Consider the following 16,968-nt stretch of genomic DNA (forward strand, 5'->3'; position numbering starts at 1 on the left):
GTTAGGTCGTGTCTGGCAATTCCCCGCCTACTGCGCGGCACTCGGCACGGCACCTCGGCGCACTGGAGCGAAGGCCACGATGCTCCGCATCGCAACCTCCGCTCCAGCACGCCGATGCACCGCACCGAGCACCTGCTCGCTACGGCGCGGAATTGCCAGACACGACCTACTCGGGGGAGATCGGCTCGAGGGTCGTGGTGATGGTCCACAGCAGGTTGCGCAGGACGCGGCGGTCCTCGGGGGTCAGCCGGGCCAGCGCGCGACGGCCGGCCTGGGCGTACACCTCCTGAACGGTACGGGCGAGTTCGGCGCCGCGGTCGGTGAGCTCGATGCTGACCTGCCGGGCGTCGGCCGAGTTCTTCACCCGGCGGACCAGGCCGGCCGCCTCCATCCGCTGGGTGGTCTTGGTCGCGGTCGGCACCTCGACGTCCAGGACCTTCGCGAGCTGGGCGACCGGGAGGGAGCCGTGGTGCAGCAGCTTGGCCAGCACCAACTCCTGACCCGCGTGCAGGCCGGTGCCGGCCAGTTCCTCGCTGATCGCCTTCCGGGTGGCCCGCTCGGCGAACCTCATCACGATCAGTACGTCGGCCTCGCTCGCCGGCGCGTCCGCCGGCCAGTTCACCTTCTTCCCCGCCTCACCGCCCTGGCCGGTCCGCGGTCCGGTGGTCACACGTGACTCCGGGGCAGGAACGGGTTCCGCGCGTCGTAGTCGCCGATGTACTCGGTCGGGATCGCGGGCTCGCCGCGACTCAGCTGGCTGGCGTAGCGGGGGAGCTCGTCGCGGACCTTCAGGTGGTGGGCCTGCGCCTCGGCCGGTGTGGTGCGGCCGATGATCTTGCCGCCCTCGACCAACGGCTTCAGCAGCTCGCGGTCGTCACCGTCGTCCGTCGGCGGCTCGCCGACGCCGATCAGCTCGACCTCGGCAACCCCGGTGTCCGAGCGCCGGCGCAACGCCCACTTGCGGCCGCCGATCGAGATCTTGTCCGGGCTCTTCTTGGCGACCGGGACCAGTTGCCCGTCCGCGTCCTCACGCGCGACCAGCTTGTACACGAAACCGCTCGTCGGGTAGCCGCTACCGGTGACCAGCGAGGTCCCCACGCCGTACCCGTCGACCGGCGCGGGTGCGAGCGCGGCGATCTGGAACTCGTCCAGGTCGCTGGTCACGATGATCCGGGTCTTGGTCGCGCCGAGGGAGTCCAGCTGCTCGCGGACCTGCGCGGCCAGCGACGGCAGGTCGCCGGAGTCGAGCCGGACCGCGCCGAGCTCGGGCCCGGTGATGTCGATCGCGGTCCGGACCGCGTCGGCCACGTCGTAGGTGTCCACCAGCAGGGTGGTGCCCTTGCCGAGGGCATCGACCTGGGAGGTGAACGCGTCCCGCTCCCGGTCGTGCAGCAGCGTGAACGAGTGCGCCGCCGTACCGGTGCTGGGGATGCCGAACCGGCGGGCAGCCTCCAGGTTCGAGGTCGCGGTGAAGCCGCCGATGTACGCCGCCAGCGCGGCGGCGACCGCGGCCCCCTCATGGGTGCGGCGCGACCCCATCTCGATACACGGCCGGCCGCCGGCCCACCAGGTCATCCGGGAGGCGGCGGAGGCGACAGCGGAGTCGTGGTTCAGGATGGACAAGAAAACGGTTTCCAGCAGCACCGCCTCGGCGAAACTGGACTCCACCACCAGCACCGGCGAGCCCGGGAAGTAGATCTCCCCGTCGGCGTACCCGGAGATGTCGCCGCTGAACCGGTAGTCGGCCAGCCAGTCGCGGGTAGCCTGGTCGACGACACCCCGATCGGCCAGGAACGCGATCGCCTGCTCGTCGAAGCGGAACCGGTCGAGCGCGTCGAGCAGCCGGTTGACGCCGGCCACGACGCCGTACCGGCGGCCGTCCGGCAGCCGGCGGGCGAACAGCTCGAAGACCGATCGGCGGTGCGCCGTGCCGTCGGCCAGGCTGGCCTGCAGCATGGTCAGCTCGTAGTGGTCCGTGAGGAGAGCGGTCGAGTCCGTCGCTGCGTGAGTCACAAGGGCAGCCTATTGCGAACCGGGAACCGATGATGGAGAGAATGGACAGGTGAGCACCGCACCCAGCGAACTCGAGAGCCCCGAGGTCGACGAGGCGATCGAGCTGAGCCCACCGTGGGTGACGATCGTCTGGAACGACCCGATCAACCTGATGGACTACGTCACCTATGTGTTCCAGACCTACTTCGGCTACTCCAAGCAGAAGGCGGAGAAGCTGATGCTGCAGGTCCACCAGGAGGGCAAGTCCGTGGTCTCCAACGGCAACCGCGAGGCGATGGAACGCGACGTCGAGGCGATGCACTCCTACGGCCTGTGGGCCACCTGCGAGAAGTCGTGACGCGGTTCCGCAAGCGCCGCAAGACCGTCGTCGTCAGTTTCGCCGAGCACGAGGCCGACATCCTGGCGAACCTGCTCCGCAACCTGGTGGAGCTGCTGTACGACGGGATGCCGCCGCGCGCCACCCAGTCGTCGGACCCGCTGGCCGCGCTGCTGGACAGTGACGGGCCGACGTCGCCGCCGGAGGACGTCGTACTCCAGCGGCTGCTGCCGGACGCGTACTCCGGGGACGACATGGCGTCGGCGGAGTTCCGCCGGTTCACCGAGCGCGGGCTGCGCGAGGGCAAGGTCACCGACGCCAAGCGGGTGCTGTCGGCGCTGGAGGAGTCCGGCGCGGACGAGATCGCGCTCGAACCCGACGAGCAACTGTCCTGGCTCCGCGCGCTCAACGACCTCCGCCTGGCGATCGGCACCCGCCTCGACATCAAGGAGGAGGACGACTACGCCACCTGGGAGAAACTCCCCGACGACGACCCCCGCCGCCTGACGTACGACCTGTACGACTGGCTGGGTTATCTGCAGTCGGCGCTGCTGCATAACATGCGGTGAGTGAGCTACCCGAAGACTCGTGATGTGCGCCTGAGTGCCAGTCCTGACTTTCCCGCGGTCGAGCGGGGGGTGCTCGAGTACTGGGAGAAGGACGGGACGTTTCAGGCGTCGGTCGAGCAGCGGGCGGCGGGGGAGGACGGGGCGAACGAGTTCGTCTTCTACGACGGGCCGCCGTTCGCGAACGGGTTGCCGCATTACGGTCACCTGCTCACCGGGTACGTGAAGGACGTCGTACCGCGGTACCAGACGATGCGCGGGCGCCGGGTCGAGCGCCGGTTCGGGTGGGACACGCACGGGTTGCCGGCCGAGCTGGAGGCGCAGCGGGTGCTCGGCCTCAAGACGAAGGCCGACATCCTCGAGCTCGGGATCGAGAAGTTCAACGAGGCCTGCCGCGCGTCCGTGCTCAAGTACACCGGCGAATGGCGCAGCTACGTCACCCGCCAGGCCCGCTGGGTCGATTTCGACAACGACTACAAGACGCTCAACCGCGACTACATGGAGTCGGTGATCTGGGCGTTCAAGACGCTCCACGACAAAGGCCTGGTGTACGAGGGCCTGCGAGTCCTCCCGTACTGCTGGAACGACGAGACACCGCTGTCCAACCACGAACTGCGGATGGACGACGACGTCTACCAGCCGCGACACGACCCCTCGGTCACCGTCGCGGTCGAGCTGGAGACCGGTGAACGCCTGCTCGCCTGGACCACCACCCCGTGGACCCTGCCGAGCAACCTCGCGATGGCGGTCGCCCCCGACCTCGACTACGCCGTGGTGGACGTCGACGGTCGCCCGACGATCCTGGCCGAGGCTCGTTTGGCCGCGTACGGCTACACCGAGGTGATCCGCAGGCTGAAGGGTTCGGAGCTGATCGGCCTGCGCTACACACCCCTCTTCGACTTCTTCGCCGGTACGGCCAACGCGTTTCAGGTCGTCGCCGCCGAACACGTGACGACCGACGACGGGACGGGCGTCGTCCACCTGGCCCCGGCGTACGGCGAGGAGGACCAGATCGCCTGTGAGGCCGTCGGGATCCCCACGATTCTGACCGTGGACGACGGTGCCCGGTTCACCGGCGTCGTGCCGCCGTACCAGGGCATGCACGTGTTCGACGCGAACCGGCAGATCATCCGCGACCTGCGGGCGGCCGGCGCGCTGGTGCGCGAGGACAGCTACGTGCACAGCTACCCGCACTGCTGGCGGTGCCGGAGCCCGCTGATCTACAAGGCGGTGTCGAGCTGGTTCGTCGAGGTGACCCGGATCCGGGACCGGATGGTCGAGCTGAACGAGCAGATCACCTGGGTCCCGGAGCACGTGAAGCACGGTCAGTTCGGCAAGTGGCTGTCGAACGCGCGGGACTGGTCGATCAGCCGGAACCGGTTCTGGGGGAGTCCGATCCCGGTCTGGCGCTCGGACGATCCGGCGTACCCGCGGATCGACGTGTACGGGTCGATCGAGGAGCTCGAGCGGGACTTCGGTGTCCCGGTGCCGGATCTGCACCGCCCGTACGTCGACCGGCTGACCCGGCCGAACCCGGACGACCCTACCGGGAGGTCGACGATGCGGCGGGTGCCGGACGTGCTGGACGTGTGGTTCGACTCGGGGTCGATGAGTTTCGCCCAGGTGCACTACCCGTTCGAGAACACCGAGTGGTTCGAGCACCACTTCCCGGGCGACTTCATCGTCGAGTACATCGGCCAGACCCGCGGCTGGTTCTACACGCTCCACATTCTGTCGACGGCGCTGTTCGACCGGCCGGCCTTCTCGTCCTGCCTGAGTCACGGCATCGTGCTCGGCAGCGACGGGCAGAAGATGAGCAAGTCGCTGCGCAACTACCCGGACGTCTCCGAGGTGTTCGACCGGGACGGCGCGGACGCGATGCGCTGGTTCCTGATGTCGAGCCCGATCCTGCGCGGCGGAAACCTGATCGTCACCGAGGAGGGCATCCGCGACGGCGTCCGCCAGGTCATGATCCCGCTGTGGAACGCGTGGTACTTCTTCGCCCTCTACACCAACGCTGCCGGGCGTGAGGCCGGTACGTCGATCACCTCGCCGGACCCGCTGGACAAGTACCTGCTGGCCAAGCTCCGGGTGTTCGTCGACGAGGTCCAGACGCGGCTCGACCGGTACGAGGTCGCGGCCGCCTGCGAGGCCGTCGTCGGTTACGTGGAGGTGCTGACCAACTGGTACATCCGCCGGTCGCGGGACCGCTTCTGGGAAGGCTCGCCCGAGGCGATCGACACGCTGTTCACCGCCCTGGAGGTGCTGACCCGCACGGTCGCGCCGCTGCTGCCGTTGACGGCCGAGGAGATCTGGCGAGGTCTCACCGGTGGCCGGTCCGTGCATCTCACCGACTGGCCGGCGGTGGACGAACTGCCGGACGACCCGGAGCTGGTGGCCCGGATGGATCGGGTCCGCGAAGTGTGCTCGGTCGCTTCGTCGATCCGCAAGGCGGCCGGGATCCGCGGCCGGCAGCCGTTGCAGACGCTGACGGTCGCCACGGCCGATGCGGATGCGCTGAAGCCGTTGGTGGCGCTCATCCAGGCCGAGGTCAACGTGCGGGACGTCGTACTCGCGTCGGCGGACGCCGTGGACGCGCCGGTCTCGCAGCGGCTGACGGTGAACGCACGGGCGGCCGGTCCACGGCTCGGACGTGATGTCCAGGCGGTGATCAAGGCGGCCAAGAGCGGCGACTGGTCGGTCTTCCCGGACGGTGTGGTCGTTGCCGGCGGCATCGAGTTGGCCGAGGGTGAGTACACCGTGGAAACCACGCTCGCGGAGGGCGGTACGGCGAGTGGGCTGTTGAGCGGCGGCGGATTCGTCGTGCTCGACACGACGCTGACGCCGGAACTGGAGGCGGAAGGGACGGCGCGCGACGTGATCCGGTCGATCCAGCAGGCGCGGCGGGACGCCGGTCTCGAGGTGACCGACCGCGTGCGGCTGACCCTGACCGCGACTCCGGACGTTCTCGCCGCCGTCAAGGCGCATCGCGACCTGATCATGGCCGAGACGCTGGCCGTGGAACTCGAGCTGTCGGAGGGCGCCGAACTGCGGATCGAGGTCGCTGCCTAGGGTTGTCTCCATGGAGATGCGGAGGCTGGGCCGGACCGGTCGGGACGTTGGTGTGGTCGGGCTCGGGGCCTGGCAACTGGGAGCCGACTGGGGCTCGGTCGACGAGGGCGAGGCGCTCGCCGTACTGCGGACGGCCGTCGAGGGCGGGGTCACCTTCATCGACACCGCGGACGTGTACGGCGACGGGCGCAGTGAGCGCCTGGTCGGGCAGGTGCTGAGGTCGTACGACGGACTGACCGTGGCGACCAAGATGGGCCGCCGGGTCGAGCAGGTCCCGGAGAACTACACGCTCGCGAACTTCCGGGCCTGGAACGACCGCTCCCGGCAGAACCTCGGCGTCGACACGATCGACCTGGTCCAGCTGCACTGCCCGCCGACGCCGGTGTACTCGACCGACGCCGTCTTCGACGCACTCGACACCCTCGTGGACGAGGGCTGGGTCGCGTCGTACGGCGTGAGCGTCGAGACCTGCGCCGAGGCGCTCACCGCGATCGCCCGGCCGAACGTCGCGACCGTCCAGATCATCCTGAACGCCTTCCGGCTCAAGCCGCTCGACCAGGTGCTTCCCGCGGCGCGCGAGGCGGGTGTCGGCATCATCGCCCGGGTCCCGCTGGCGAGCGGGCTGCTGTCCGGCAGGTACGACGAGCACACCACGTTCTCCGCCGACGACCACCGCAGCTACAACCGGCACGGCGAGGCCTTCGACGTCGGCGAGACCTTCTCCGGCGTCGACTTCGCCACCGGCCTGGAGGCCGTCCGCCGGCTGATGCCCTGGCTTCCGGCCGGGGTCACGATGGCCCAGTTCGCGCTCCGCTGGATCCTCGACCAGCCCGGTGTGAGCGTCGTCATCCCCGGCGCACGCAATCCGGCCCAGGTGGCCGGCAACATCACCGCCGCCACGCTGCCCCCGCTGACGGCCGACCAGTTGGCCGCCGTACGGGAGACGTACGACGAGCTGATCCGGCCCCAGGTCCACGACCGCTGGTAACGCTCTGTCCGCATGGTGGACCGACTGCCGGGTTGGCAGGACCGGTCCGGCGGCCCCCGTACCGTGGTCTCGTGCTGATCATCGAGCGTGCGACGTACGACGCGATCGTCGCGCACGCCCGCCGGGACCACCCGGACGAGGCGTGCGGCGTGGTCGCCGGGCCGGCCGGGTCCGACCGTGCGGTGCGGTTCGTCCCGATGCTGAACGCGGCGATGTCGCCGACGTTCTACGAGTTCGACTCGGGCGACCTGCTCCGGCTGTACAAGGAGATGGACGAGCGCGACGAGGAGCCGGTGGTGATCTACCACTCGCACACCGCGACCGAGGCGTATCCGTCCCGCACCGACATCGCCCTGGCCCAGGAGCCCGGCGCCCACTACGTGCTGGTGTCGACCCGGGACGGTGCGGATTCCCCGGCGTACGACGGCCCGGTCGAGTTCCGGTCGTACCGGATCATCGACGGCGAGGTCGTGGAAGAAGAAGTACGCGTGGTTGGTTCCTATGAAGAAAGCGAAGGAGACAGATAGATGGCGATCGAACTGCGCGTACCGACGATCCTGCGCACCTACACCGGCGGCGAGAAGGCCGTGAACGGCGACGGCGCCACCCTGGGCGAGCTGATCGACAACCTCAACGGCGCCCACCCGGGCCTGAAGGAGCGCATCGTCGAGGGTGAGCCGGAGGAACTGCGCCGATTCGTCAACGTGTACGTGAACGACGAGGACGTCCGGTTCACCGGCGGCCTGCAGACCGGTGTCAAGGACGGCGACGTGGTCGTCGTGCTGCCCGCGGTGGCCGGCGGCTGAGCATGCGTTTCGACAGCCTGCTCGACTCGGTCGGGGGCACGCCGCTGGTCGGCCTGCCCCGGCTGTCGCCCTCGGCCGACGTCCGGCTGTGGGCGAAGCTCGAGGACCGCAACCCGACCGGCTCGATCAAGGACCGGGCGGCGCTGCGGATGCTGCTCGACGCCGAGAAGGACGGCCGCCTCAAACCCGGCACCACCATCCTGGAGCCGACCTCGGGCAACACCGGGATCTCGCTGGCGATGGCGGCCAAGCTGCGCGGCTACCGGATGGTCTGCGTGATGCCGGAGAACACCTCCGAGGAGCGCCGGCAGATCCTGCGGATGTGGGGCGTCGAGATCATCTCGTCCCCGGCCGCGGGCGGCTCGAACGAGGCGGTCCGGGTGGCCAAGCAGGTCGCCGAGGAGCACCCGGACTGGGTGATGCTCTACCAGTACGGCAACCCGTCCAACGCGGCCGCGCACTACGACGGCACCGCGCGCGAGATCCTCGCCGACCTGCCGTCGGTGACGCACTTCGTGGCCGGTCTCGGCACCACCGGCACGCTGATGGGTGCCGGCCGGTTCTTCCGCGAGCACAAGCCCGAGGTGACGATCGTCGCCGCCGAGCCCCGGTACGGCGAACTCGTCTACGGGCTGCGCAACCTCGACGAGGGGTTCGTGCCCGAGTTGTACGACGAGACGCTGATCGACGCCCGGTTCTCGGTCGGTCCGCGCGACGCCGTCCGCCGGGTGCGGGAACTGCTCGACAACGAGGGCATCTTCGCCGGCATCTCGACCGGCGCGATCCTGCACGCCGCCCTCGGCCAGGCGGCCAGGTGCGTCCGCGAGGGCGAGTCCGCGGACATCGCGTTCGTGGTCGCCGACGGCGGCTGGAAGTACCTGTCCACCGGCGCGTACGAAGGCACCATCGACGAGGCCGAGGACCGCCTCGAGGGGCAGCTCTGGGCCTGATCCGCGGGCCGCTGTCCTCGTCGGCCTGATTCCTCAGCTGGTGGGACGATCCGTCCCTGGTGGCCGGGACGCCGGGACGGCCAAGGTCGAGACATTCGTTTCGACCTTGGAGGGGAAATGACCACCACGAGGACCAGTGCACCGGCTCCGCCGCTGACCACCGCCGAATGCGACCGGCTCCGCCGGGCCGGTCGGCTGCTGATCGGCGCGTTCGCCGGCTTCGTCGTGTCGGTGGCCACGATGATCGCCACCAACAACGGGTACGACGCCGCCTTGAGCGAGGCCGCCGAACAACGCGGTGTCGCGCTGAACGACCTGCCGGCCGAGGCGATCGCGCCGATCAACCACGAGTACAACGAGATCTGGAGCGGCCTGCTGACGCTGGCCCTGATCATGCTGACGCTCGGCACGTACATCGCCGGGGTCCGGATGACGGCGCGGGTCCGCGACGGCGGCACCCTCGGCAGGGCGGCCGTCGCCTGCGCGGCCGTGATGCCGGTGTGCTGGTTCGCCGTCTACACACTGGAGTACGCGGTCGGGACCGACAACCCCGGCCGGTGGATCGACATCTACGACGCCGCGTACGACCCGGTGATCGCGACCAGCAGCGTGACCGGCTCGCTCGCTCTGCTCGGCGTGGTCGTGCTGATGCGCCGGGCCGGTGTGGCCCGTCGTACCGGCGTCGTCGTCGCGGCCCTCGCCGTCCTGGTGATCGTCGCGGCCGTCGCGTTCGGGGCTCCGCCGATCGTGCCGTTGCTGCTCGGCGCGATTGTCGGCATCGTGATGGTCAGGACGGCACGCTCGGCCGCCATCGACGCGGTCGGCTGAGCAGAGCGGCAGACGGCTGCCGGCGAGGGGGAACCTTGGAGGACTTGAGGATCCGGTTGGCGCGGACCGTCGCCGTGGGCGTCACGCTGGTGGCGCTCACGACGGCGGTCCTCGGCACGCCCGCGGTGCGCCGCCGGATCCTGGTCCCGTGTGAGAGCGGCATCTGTGTGCCGTTCGAGCGGCCGACCGCCCCGTCGCTGGAGGTGCTGGCCGCGCTTCGCCTGTCGGTCGACGCCTATGCGATCGGCATCACGGTCATCAGTTGGGCCCTGCTGTTGCTGGCGCTCGGAGTCAGCCTGGTGCTGGTGTGGCGGCGTCCGTCGCTGCTCGCCGTGGTGACCGGCGTGCAGCTCGGTGGTGTGTTCGTCGGTCCGTTCGCCGACGGACTCGCCGCGGACGGCGGGGCTGCGGAGGTCCTGTACGTCGTCATCATCGGAGCGGTCCAGCTGACCACGCCGTTGCTGATCGGGTTGTTCCCTGACGGTCGCTGGCATCCGCGGTGGTTCCGCTGGGCGTGGCCGGTGGTCGGTCTGCTGGGTGCTGCGCTGGTGGTCGGAAACCGGCTGGACGTCGTACAGCCGGATTCGGCTCCGCAGGGCCTGTACGACCTGTCGTCGGTGATCCTGCTGGCCGGCATCCAGCTCCACCGCTACGTGCGGGTGTCGGACTGGACGGCTCGACAGCAGGCGAAGTGGTTCGTGCTCGGGTTCGTGGTGCTGGCCGGCAACGTCCTGGTGGCCAACGTCCTCTCGATCGTGGATCTGGTCGAACATTGGCAGCTCGGCCTGGTGGCGACGGCGTATTTGGCCTTCGTGGCGATGATCCTCGGTCTCGCGTTCGCCCTGCTGCGCTACCGGTTGTACGACGTGAGCCTGGTGCTGCGCCGCACCGTCCTGTACGCCGGTGCGGTCGTTCTGCTGCTGGCGGCGTACGTCGGTCTTGTTGCCCTCGCGAGCCTGTCGATGGCTCGCGCGTCCGCGTCGGTGGTGGGCGCTGCGGTGGTTGCGGCACTGGCGCTGGGTGGCGGTCTGCTCGTGGCCCGGGCGGGTGGGTGGTTCCGCGACCGGCTGCTGGGACCCGGTGGCCGGCCGGGTGGTGTCGCTGCTGTGCTTGCCCATGGCATCGCCGGCAGTCCGGCGAACCTCGCGGAGACGATCGCGGCCGCGCTGGTCCTGCCGTACGTCGAGGTTCTCGATGCCGATGACCGGACGTTGTGGGTCCACGGCGATCGTCCGGCGCAGGTGAACCGCGAGAGTGTGGTCGACGGTTCCGGTACGACGCTCGGCGCGCTGCTCCTGGGGTCGGCGGACGGCTCCCGACTGTCGCGCCGGGATCGGCGGGCGTTGCGTGAGGTGCTGCCGTTCGTCGTCCTGGTGCTGCGGGCGCAGCGTGAGGCGGGCGAGTTGCGGGCGGCTCGGGCGGTGGCCACGACCGCGCGCGAGGACGAGCGGCGGCGGCTGCGCCGTGACCTCCACGACGGCGTCGGGCCGTTGCTCGCGGGGCAGTTGCTGACGGTGGACTCGCTGCGCCTCGCGGCCGAGCGTGGTGTGCGGCCGGAGGACCTGCTGGCCCATCTGGAGGGGCAGGCGCGGGCCGCGATCACGGAGGTCCGGCGGATCAGCCGTGACCTGCAGCCGGCCGCGCTGGACGCAGGTCTCGGCCCGGCGCTGGAGTCGGAGGTGGACAGGTTCCGGACGGCTGGGCTCGATGTCCGGCTGCGGCTGTCGCTCGGCGATGCGTTGCCCGCGGCGGTGGAGGTCGCCGTACTGCGGATCGTGTCGGAGTCGCTGGCGAACGTCGTACGGCATGCCGAGGCTCGGTCGGCGAGCGTCGAGGTGGAGGTGACCGACGGCCGGCTCGAGGTGCGCGTTGTCGATGACGGCCACGGGATCGCCGACGGGACCGCGGAAGGAGTCGGGCTGGTGTCGATGCGGGAGCGGGCCGAGGCGCTCGGCGGGCGGCTCGAGGTCGAGAGTGGCCCGTCCGGGACGCGGGTGTGCGGGAGGATTCCGCTGTGAGCGCCGAACCGGTCGATGTGGTGCTGGTCGAGGACCATCCGATGTTCCGGCTCGGGTTGCGGACCCGGATCGAGCTGGAACCCGACCTGACCGTGGTCGGCGAGGCCGGGTCGGGACCGGAGGCGGTGGAGGTGGTCGAACGGCTCGCGCCGGACGTGGTCGTCGTCGATCTCAACCTGCCCGGGATGGGCGGGATCGAGGTGATCCGGCGGCTCGGGGTCAGCGCGCCGCGGGTGGCGCCGCTGGTGCTGACCATGGTCGACGACGAGTCGGTGTTCGGGGCGGTCCGGGCCGGGGCCCGCGGGTACCTGCTGAAGGACGCCGAGCCGGAGCGCATCGTGGCGGCGATCCGTGCGGTCGCGGCCGGGGAAGTGGTGTTCTCCGGTGCGGTCGCGGCGCGGTTGATCGCGCTGACAGACCAGCCCCCGTGGCCGAGGACGCCGGTGTTCCCGGAGCTGACCGAGCGGGAGCACGAGATCCTGACCCTGGTCGCGAACGGTCTCGGCAACGCCGCGATCGGTCAGCGGCTCGGGCTGCGACCGAAAACGGTCCGCAACTACGTGTCCAACGTGCTGACCAAGATCCAGGCCGCCGACCGCGCCGAAGCCGTCCTCCGCGCCCGCTCAGCCGGTCTTGGCGACGCCGGGTAGCCGGGCAGCGTCGTACGGCGGCGCTCGGCCGCTGCACTGTGGTGAGCCGGCGGGGGCGAGCCGTCGGGTGAGGGGACCGGCCGGGCTGGCGGAAGGCCCGGACCGGGTCGGGCGCCTTTGTTGCTGTCGGCACCTGGTGCTGCGTTACGTCATGGCCGCCTACGGTTGCTTGAAGAGGACTCTGCGTCCCAGTCGTGGATGGGTGCCGCGACCCTTGCAGCTGGTGCAGGGACGGGTCGCGTAGCTGAACAGCGAACCCCGGTGCCGGCCTGCGCCCTTGCACCGGTAGCACTTGGCGTTCGGGTGCAGGGACAACGAGACGACGTACAAGGCGAACGCCGCCAGGCCGAGCACCAGCAGCATCCCGGTCGGCCCCAGGGCCGCCGCGATGTCCGCCATGGTGCTGTTCGTGTCCGCAGCCTGACCGGCGGCCTGCCCAGCGGCCGTGGCGTTCTCCGGTTGCGGATTCGGTGCGGCGGTGGTGCTCAGCACCACCGCGATGTGCTGCGCCATGTTCAAGTCACAGTTCATGGCGTCACAAGGGGCGGTCGAACAAACATCGGTCCAGAGTGGCGCGCATCACGCGAAAAGGCAATTCCGCAGAGTAAAGATGTGGATAACTCCGGCGTGTCGTTTCCGGGCCCCGGATAAGGCCGGCTCCGGTACTGCCCGATCCCGGACCCGTCCGTACCCGATCCATATCCGATCCAGCCCCGATCCGTGGCCGATCCGTGGCCGATCCACAGCCGCCCGGTGGCCGCGGGCGGCCGCCGGTTAAGCTTTCCGGCGTGGCTGACGCACCGGTGGGGATCTTCGACTCGGGCTTCGGGGGACTCACGGTGGCCCGGGCGGTGCTCGACCAGTTGCCGCACGAGCCGATCCTCTACCTGGGCGACACCGCCCGGCAGCCGTACGGTCCGAAGCCGATCGCCGAGGTCCGCGAGTACGCGCTGGAGTGTCTCGATCACCTGGTCGAGGCCGGCGTCAAGATGCTCGTGATCGCCTGCAACTCGGCCAGTGCCGCGATGCTGCGGGACGCTCGCGAACGGTACGACGTACCGGTCGTGGAAGTGATCCTGCCCGCGGCCCGCCGAGCCGTCGCCGCCACCCGCAACCAGCGCGTCGGCGTCATCTGCACCCGGGCGACCGCCGCCTCGCTGGCGTACGAGGACGGGTTCGCCGCCGCGCCGCAGGTGGAACTGTTCACCCAGGCCTGCCCGAAGTTCGTCGACTTCGTCGAGTCCGGCGTCACGTCCGGTCCCGAGCTGCTCGAGGCCGCGCACGAGTACCTGGACCCGTTGGTCGAGGCCGGCGTCGACACCCTCATCCTCGGCTGCACCCACTACCCGTTGCTCACCGGCGTGATCTCCTACGTGATGGGTGACAACGTCACGCTGGTCAGCAGCGCCGAGGAGTGCGCGAAGGACGTGTACGGCGTCCTGACCAAGACCGGCCTGCTCCGGCCGGACAACCTGCCCGAGCCGCGTCACCGCTTCGTCACCACCGGCAGCCCGGCCGAGTTCGCCGCGATCGGCTCCCGCTTCCTCGGCCCGGTCCTGGGCGACGTCGACCAGTTCGCCTGGCTCCGCTAGGCCTTCAGGTCCAGGTGGTTGGTGCCGGGTGTGACGGGTCTCGCACGGGATGTTGTCCACGGCACCGGATCGGCCGGTGATGGGGCGCGGAATCATTGCCAGACAGCCGGATCAGCCCAGGTCCGACAGCACCGGCTTCCCTGCGAAGCAGACAACCCGCCGGTAATGTTCACGCTATGAAGCTCACCGTGATCGGTTGCTCCGGGTCCGTCCCCGGGCCGGACTCGGCCGCCTCGAGCTACCTGGTCACCGCCGACGGGTTCAACCTGATCCTCGACCTCGGCAGTGGCGCGCTCGGCTCGCTCCAGCGGCACCTCGCCGTACCGGAGATCGGCGCGATCGGCCTGTCCCACTTGCATCCTGACCACTGCATGGACCTGTGCGGACTGTACGTCTCGGCCAAGTACGCGCCCGGCGCACCGATCCCGCGCATCCCCGTGTTCGGTCCACCCGGTACGGCGGAGCGGATGGCGCTGGCGTACGACCTGCCGCTCGATCCGGGGATGGAGGAGGAGCTGGTCTTCCATACCTGGAAGGACGTTCAGCGGATCGGGCCGTTCACGGTCCGGACCGCGCCGATGGTGCACCCGGTGCCGGCGTACGCGATCCGTGTTGAGCATGGCAACAAATCGCTCGTCTACACCGGCGACACCGGTCCGAACGACGCCTTGGTCGAGCTCGCCCGCGGCGCCGACATGCTGCTGTCCGAAGCCGCCTTGCCGGACAACGACCCGCGCAACCCGACCGACCTGCACCTCACCCCGGCCGACGCCGGCGAACACGCCAAGAAGGCCGGCGTCAAACGTCTCGTCATCACCCACGTCCCGCCGTGGTACGACGCCGTCACCCAAGCCGAGAACGCCCGCAAGACCTATCCCGGCCCCGTCGAGCTGGCCACTCCGCACGCCGTCTTCGACATCTGACCCACCGCGGCACTAGGAGGCGGTCTCGGCCGGGTGGAGCGGGGAGTCGCCTGGGCGGAGGTTGAAGTGGGTGGCGGCGGAGGCGTTGCGGACGACGAGTTCCAAGTAGCCGGTGCCGGAGCTGCCCGGGATGAGGCCGGGGGCGTGGCGGGGGACGGCGGTGAGGTGCGGGTAGCAGGTCACGTCGGTGGTGGTGAGGACGCCGTCGGGGGTGCGGTGGGTGACCGGGAGGCTCGCGCCGAGGGTGAAGCCGACGGCGTCGGGGGTGCAGTTGAGTTTGCAGTTGCCGAAGTTGTCGATGACGCCGACGATCGGCGGCTCGTCCGGGATGAGTGGTACGACGGTCGGCGTCGAGGGGACCGGGCGGTCGTCGGCGACCCACCTGGCCAGCAGCGGGAGATACCACAGGCTGCGGAACTGGGTGTCCGCGATGCTGTCCACCTCGGACGGTCGGAGGTTGGACCAGGACGCTGCGGCCAGGACCTCGCGGATGTCGGTGACGAACACCTTCTGGACGTCGAGTTCCCGCCGTACCAGGCCCAAAGCCCTTGGATTGAAGGTGCTTGCGACCAGATGGTTGCCGTACCAGAAGTAGCAGAACGGTACGCCGTTCGGCCACGCGCCGTCGCGGGGCGCGATGTTGAGCAGGGTGATGGTCGGATGTCCGTCCTCACCGAGGGATTCCGTGGATCTCAGACAGTCGAGCAGGGTGAGGGCGGCGAAGGCCTCCGGGTCCGGGCCGTCCGCGGCGACGATGGTCGGCGTCCCGCCGAAGAGCGCGCCGATGCGGGTGCTGAGCCGGGCCCGGGCGTTCCCGTCGGAACAGTCGGTGAGGTAGGTGATCGGGTACATGCTTCTCCAAAGACGTTTGCAACTGGGACGAAAAGAGAGAGGCCCCCGATGACGGGGACCTCTCTCGCTGCAAGCGTCAACGTGCGCGCGCCGCTAGAGTCCTCCGCATCGAGGGCTCATCATTCGCATGGCGGCGTACACGGTCACGAACGGGATCCTAGCACTCCTACCGCTGCTGCCCGTTGTCGAAATACGAGACCAGGGCCGGGTCCAGCGGCGGTACGTCGATCGGTGTGCCGTTGTCGCGCAGGGACGTCGTGGCGGCGTACCCGGCGGCCACTGCGGCGCGTGCGGCGACCGGAGAGGTGAGCGTCGCTCCACCGTCGCGCACGAAGCGGATGTACTCCTCGACCAGCACCGGGTCGGCGCCTCCGTGGTGGTCGGTCTCGCCCGGAATCTCGACGACCTGATCGGCGTCCTCGCGGTACCCGGACCGGCGGCTGTTCCAGACCTTCACCACGCCGCCCGCGGTGTCGCCGAAGTTCTCCAACCGGCCGTGCGTGCCGATCACGGTGTAGTTGCGCCAGTAGTCCGGCGTGTAGTGGCACTGCTGGTAGGTGAGGTAGACGCCGTTGTCCAGCAGGAGATTCGCCATCGACAGGTCCTCGACGTCCATCACCGGCGCCAGGCCCTTCTGCGACAGCGGCGGCCAGTTGTCCGACGAGACGAAGTCGGCGAACCGCTGGTCCGAGCGGTCCATCCGGTCCTCGATCCCGCCGTACAGGGTGAGCCCGCCCATCGCGTTGACCCGGGTGGTGTACCCGCCGGCCAGCCAGTGCATCACATCGATGTCATGGGCACCTTTCTGCAACAGCAGGCCGGTGGTCCGGCGGCGGTCCGCGTGCCAGTCCTTGAAGTAGAAGTCGCCGCCGTGCCCGACGAAGTGCCGGCACCAGATCGCCTTCACCTCGCCGATCGCGCCGGACCGGATCAGGTCGCGCATCGTGAGTACGACGGGCATGTGCCGCATGTTGTGGCCGACGTACAGCCGTGAACCGCTCTCGTACGCCGCCTGCAGCACCCGGTCGCACCCGGTCGTGGTGATCGCCAGCGGCTTCTCCACGAACACCGCCACACCGGCCCGGAGGAAGTCGATCGCCGGGTCCTCGTGCAGGTCGTCCGGCGTGGTCAGGAAGACCCCGTCGAGTTTCTGGTCGAGCAGTTCGGTGTACTCGGCATGAACCGTGGCGTTCGGGTACTGGGCGTGGGCCGCGTCCCGCTGCGCGGCGGCCGGGTCGGCGAGGGCGACGACCTCGGACCCCTCGCCGGGCCGGTGGGCGTATTGCGCGATGCGGCTGCGGGCGCCGAGTCCCACCACACCGAACCGAAGATCAGTCATAACCAGGCAACTCCTGCACATAGTTGTTTGCATCAGCCTAGCTCCGCGCACTTCT

17 protein-coding genes are annotated in these 16,968 nt (G+C 69.7%); 12 read left to right on the top strand and 5 right to left on the bottom strand.

Annotated elements, in window-relative coordinates:
• Positions 1 to 166 precede the first annotated feature (166 nt).
• Together ACYVOK_RS17285 and ACYVOK_RS17290 are read right to left on the bottom strand one after the other, a co-directional pair.
• Complete coding sequence (locus tag ACYVOK_RS17285; RefSeq protein WP_460663454.1) at positions 167 to 670, bottom strand: MarR family winged helix-turn-helix transcriptional regulator; 504 nt, start codon at positions 668 to 670, stop codon at positions 167 to 169.
• Positions 667 to 1,956 (bottom strand): nicotinate phosphoribosyltransferase, encoded by a 1,290-nt coding sequence (locus ACYVOK_RS17290; protein ID WP_460663710.1) that lies wholly within the window; start codon positions 1,954 to 1,956, stop codon positions 667 to 669. Before ACYVOK_RS17290 ends, ACYVOK_RS17285 begins: the two co-directional genes overlap by 4 nt.
• 106 nt (positions 1,957 to 2,062) lie before the next feature.
• Here ACYVOK_RS17290 and clpS point away from each other — a divergent pair, with 106 nt between their 5' ends.
• The 10 genes from clpS to ACYVOK_RS17340 all read left to right on the top strand — a co-directional run bounded on the left by clpS (position 2,063) and on the right by ACYVOK_RS17340 (position 12,207).
• Complete coding sequence (gene clpS, locus ACYVOK_RS17295) at positions 2,063 to 2,350, top strand: ATP-dependent Clp protease adapter ClpS (RefSeq protein WP_460663455.1); 288 nt, start codon at positions 2,063 to 2,065, stop codon at positions 2,348 to 2,350.
• Positions 2,347 to 2,898 (top strand): DUF2017 domain-containing protein, encoded by a 552-nt coding sequence (locus ACYVOK_RS17300; protein ID WP_460663456.1) that lies wholly within the window; start codon positions 2,347 to 2,349, stop codon positions 2,896 to 2,898. The genes clpS and ACYVOK_RS17300 overlap by 4 nt, the downstream gene beginning before the upstream one ends.
• On the top strand, positions 2,899 to 5,967 hold the full coding sequence (gene ileS, locus ACYVOK_RS17305) for an isoleucine--tRNA ligase (protein ID WP_460663457.1): 3,069 nt from the start codon (positions 2,899 to 2,901) through the stop codon (positions 5,965 to 5,967).
• A gap of 10 nt (positions 5,968 to 5,977) precedes the next feature.
• Positions 5,978 to 6,955 carry an aldo/keto reductase gene (locus tag ACYVOK_RS17310; protein WP_460663458.1) on the top strand — a complete coding sequence of 326 codons (978 nt, stop codon included), beginning with the start codon at positions 5,978 to 5,980 and terminating at the stop codon, positions 6,953 to 6,955.
• Between the two features lie 71 nt (positions 6,956 to 7,026).
• A complete protein-coding gene (locus ACYVOK_RS17315; protein WP_460663459.1) occupies positions 7,027 to 7,482 on the top strand; it encodes a M67 family metallopeptidase in 456 nt (151 codons plus the stop codon).
• On the top strand, positions 7,483 to 7,761 hold the full coding sequence (locus tag ACYVOK_RS17320) for a MoaD family protein (protein WP_460663460.1): 279 nt from the start codon (positions 7,483 to 7,485) through the stop codon (positions 7,759 to 7,761).
• A 2-nt stretch (positions 7,762 to 7,763) separates the two neighbouring features.
• Entirely contained in the window at positions 7,764 to 8,711 is a 948-nt protein-coding gene (locus tag ACYVOK_RS17325; protein ID WP_460663461.1) for a PLP-dependent cysteine synthase family protein, read from the top strand.
• Positions 8,712 to 8,828: 117 nt separating this feature from the next.
• On the top strand, positions 8,829 to 9,539 hold the full coding sequence (locus ACYVOK_RS17330; RefSeq protein ID WP_460663462.1) for a hypothetical protein: 711 nt from the start codon (positions 8,829 to 8,831) through the stop codon (positions 9,537 to 9,539).
• A 44-nt stretch (positions 9,540 to 9,583) separates the two neighbouring features.
• Positions 9,584 to 11,557 (top strand): sensor histidine kinase, encoded by a 1,974-nt coding sequence (locus ACYVOK_RS17335; protein WP_460663463.1) that lies wholly within the window; start codon positions 9,584 to 9,586, stop codon positions 11,555 to 11,557.
• Positions 11,554 to 12,207, top strand: coding sequence for a response regulator (locus tag ACYVOK_RS17340; RefSeq protein ID WP_460663464.1), 654 nt, complete (start codon positions 11,554 to 11,556; stop codon positions 12,205 to 12,207). Before ACYVOK_RS17335 ends, ACYVOK_RS17340 begins: the two co-directional genes overlap by 4 nt.
• A 159-nt stretch (positions 12,208 to 12,366) precedes the next feature.
• Here ACYVOK_RS17340 and ACYVOK_RS17345 read toward each other — a convergent pair whose 3' ends face one another.
• Positions 12,367 to 12,738, bottom strand: a complete 372-nt coding sequence (locus ACYVOK_RS17345) for a hypothetical protein (protein ID WP_460663465.1) — start codon at positions 12,736 to 12,738, stop codon at positions 12,367 to 12,369.
• A 257-nt stretch (positions 12,739 to 12,995) separates the two neighbouring features.
• Here ACYVOK_RS17345 and murI point away from each other — a divergent pair, with 257 nt between their 5' ends.
• Both murI and ACYVOK_RS17355 read left to right on the top strand, forming a co-directional pair.
• Entirely contained in the window at positions 12,996 to 13,799 is an 804-nt protein-coding gene (gene murI / locus ACYVOK_RS17350) for a glutamate racemase (RefSeq protein ID WP_460663466.1), read from the top strand.
• A 176-nt stretch (positions 13,800 to 13,975) separates the two neighbouring features.
• Positions 13,976 to 14,722 carry an MBL fold metallo-hydrolase gene (locus ACYVOK_RS17355; RefSeq protein ID WP_460663467.1) on the top strand — a complete coding sequence of 249 codons (747 nt, stop codon included), beginning with the start codon at positions 13,976 to 13,978 and terminating at the stop codon, positions 14,720 to 14,722.
• A 12-nt stretch (positions 14,723 to 14,734) separates the two neighbouring features.
• Here ACYVOK_RS17355 and ACYVOK_RS17360 read toward each other — a convergent pair whose 3' ends face one another.
• Together ACYVOK_RS17360 and ACYVOK_RS17365 are read right to left on the bottom strand one after the other, a co-directional pair.
• Positions 14,735 to 15,574 carry an SAM hydroxide adenosyltransferase gene (locus ACYVOK_RS17360; protein ID WP_460663468.1) on the bottom strand — a complete coding sequence of 280 codons (840 nt, stop codon included), beginning with the start codon at positions 15,572 to 15,574 and terminating at the stop codon, positions 14,735 to 14,737.
• Positions 15,575 to 15,740: 166 nt separating this feature from the next.
• Positions 15,741 to 16,913: a Gfo/Idh/MocA family protein gene (locus tag ACYVOK_RS17365; RefSeq protein WP_460663469.1), complete on the bottom strand. Its 1,173-nt coding sequence runs from the start codon at positions 16,911 to 16,913 to the stop codon at positions 15,741 to 15,743.
• Between the last annotated feature and the right edge of the window lie 55 nt (positions 16,914 to 16,968).

The organism is Kribbella swartbergensis (assembly GCF_054784135.1).

Coding starts and splice junctions, on each gene's coding strand:
- ACYVOK_RS17310 (WP_460663458.1), top strand. CDS start 5,978: ATGGAGATGCGGAGGCTGGGCCGGACCGGTCGGGACGTTGGTGTGGTC.
- ACYVOK_RS17330 (WP_460663462.1), top strand. CDS start 8,829: ATGACCACCACGAGGACCAGTGCACCGGCTCCGCCGCTGACCACCGCC.
- ACYVOK_RS17345 (WP_460663465.1), bottom strand. CDS start 12,738: ATGAACTGTGACTTGAACATGGCGCAGCACATCGCGGTGGTGCTGAGC.
- ACYVOK_RS17360 (WP_460663468.1), bottom strand. CDS start 15,574: ATGTACCCGATCACCTACCTCACCGACTGTTCCGACGGGAACGCCCGG.
- ACYVOK_RS17365 (WP_460663469.1), bottom strand. CDS start 16,913: ATGACTGATCTTCGGTTCGGTGTGGTGGGACTCGGCGCCCGCAGCCGC.
- ACYVOK_RS17325 (WP_460663461.1), top strand. CDS start 7,764: ATGCGTTTCGACAGCCTGCTCGACTCGGTCGGGGGCACGCCGCTGGTC.
- ACYVOK_RS17355 (WP_460663467.1), top strand. CDS start 13,976: ATGAAGCTCACCGTGATCGGTTGCTCCGGGTCCGTCCCCGGGCCGGAC.
- ACYVOK_RS17290 (WP_460663710.1), bottom strand. CDS start 1,956: ATGCTGCAGGCCAGCCTGGCCGACGGCACGGCGCACCGCCGATCGGTC.
- ACYVOK_RS17320 (WP_460663460.1), top strand. CDS start 7,483: ATGGCGATCGAACTGCGCGTACCGACGATCCTGCGCACCTACACCGGC.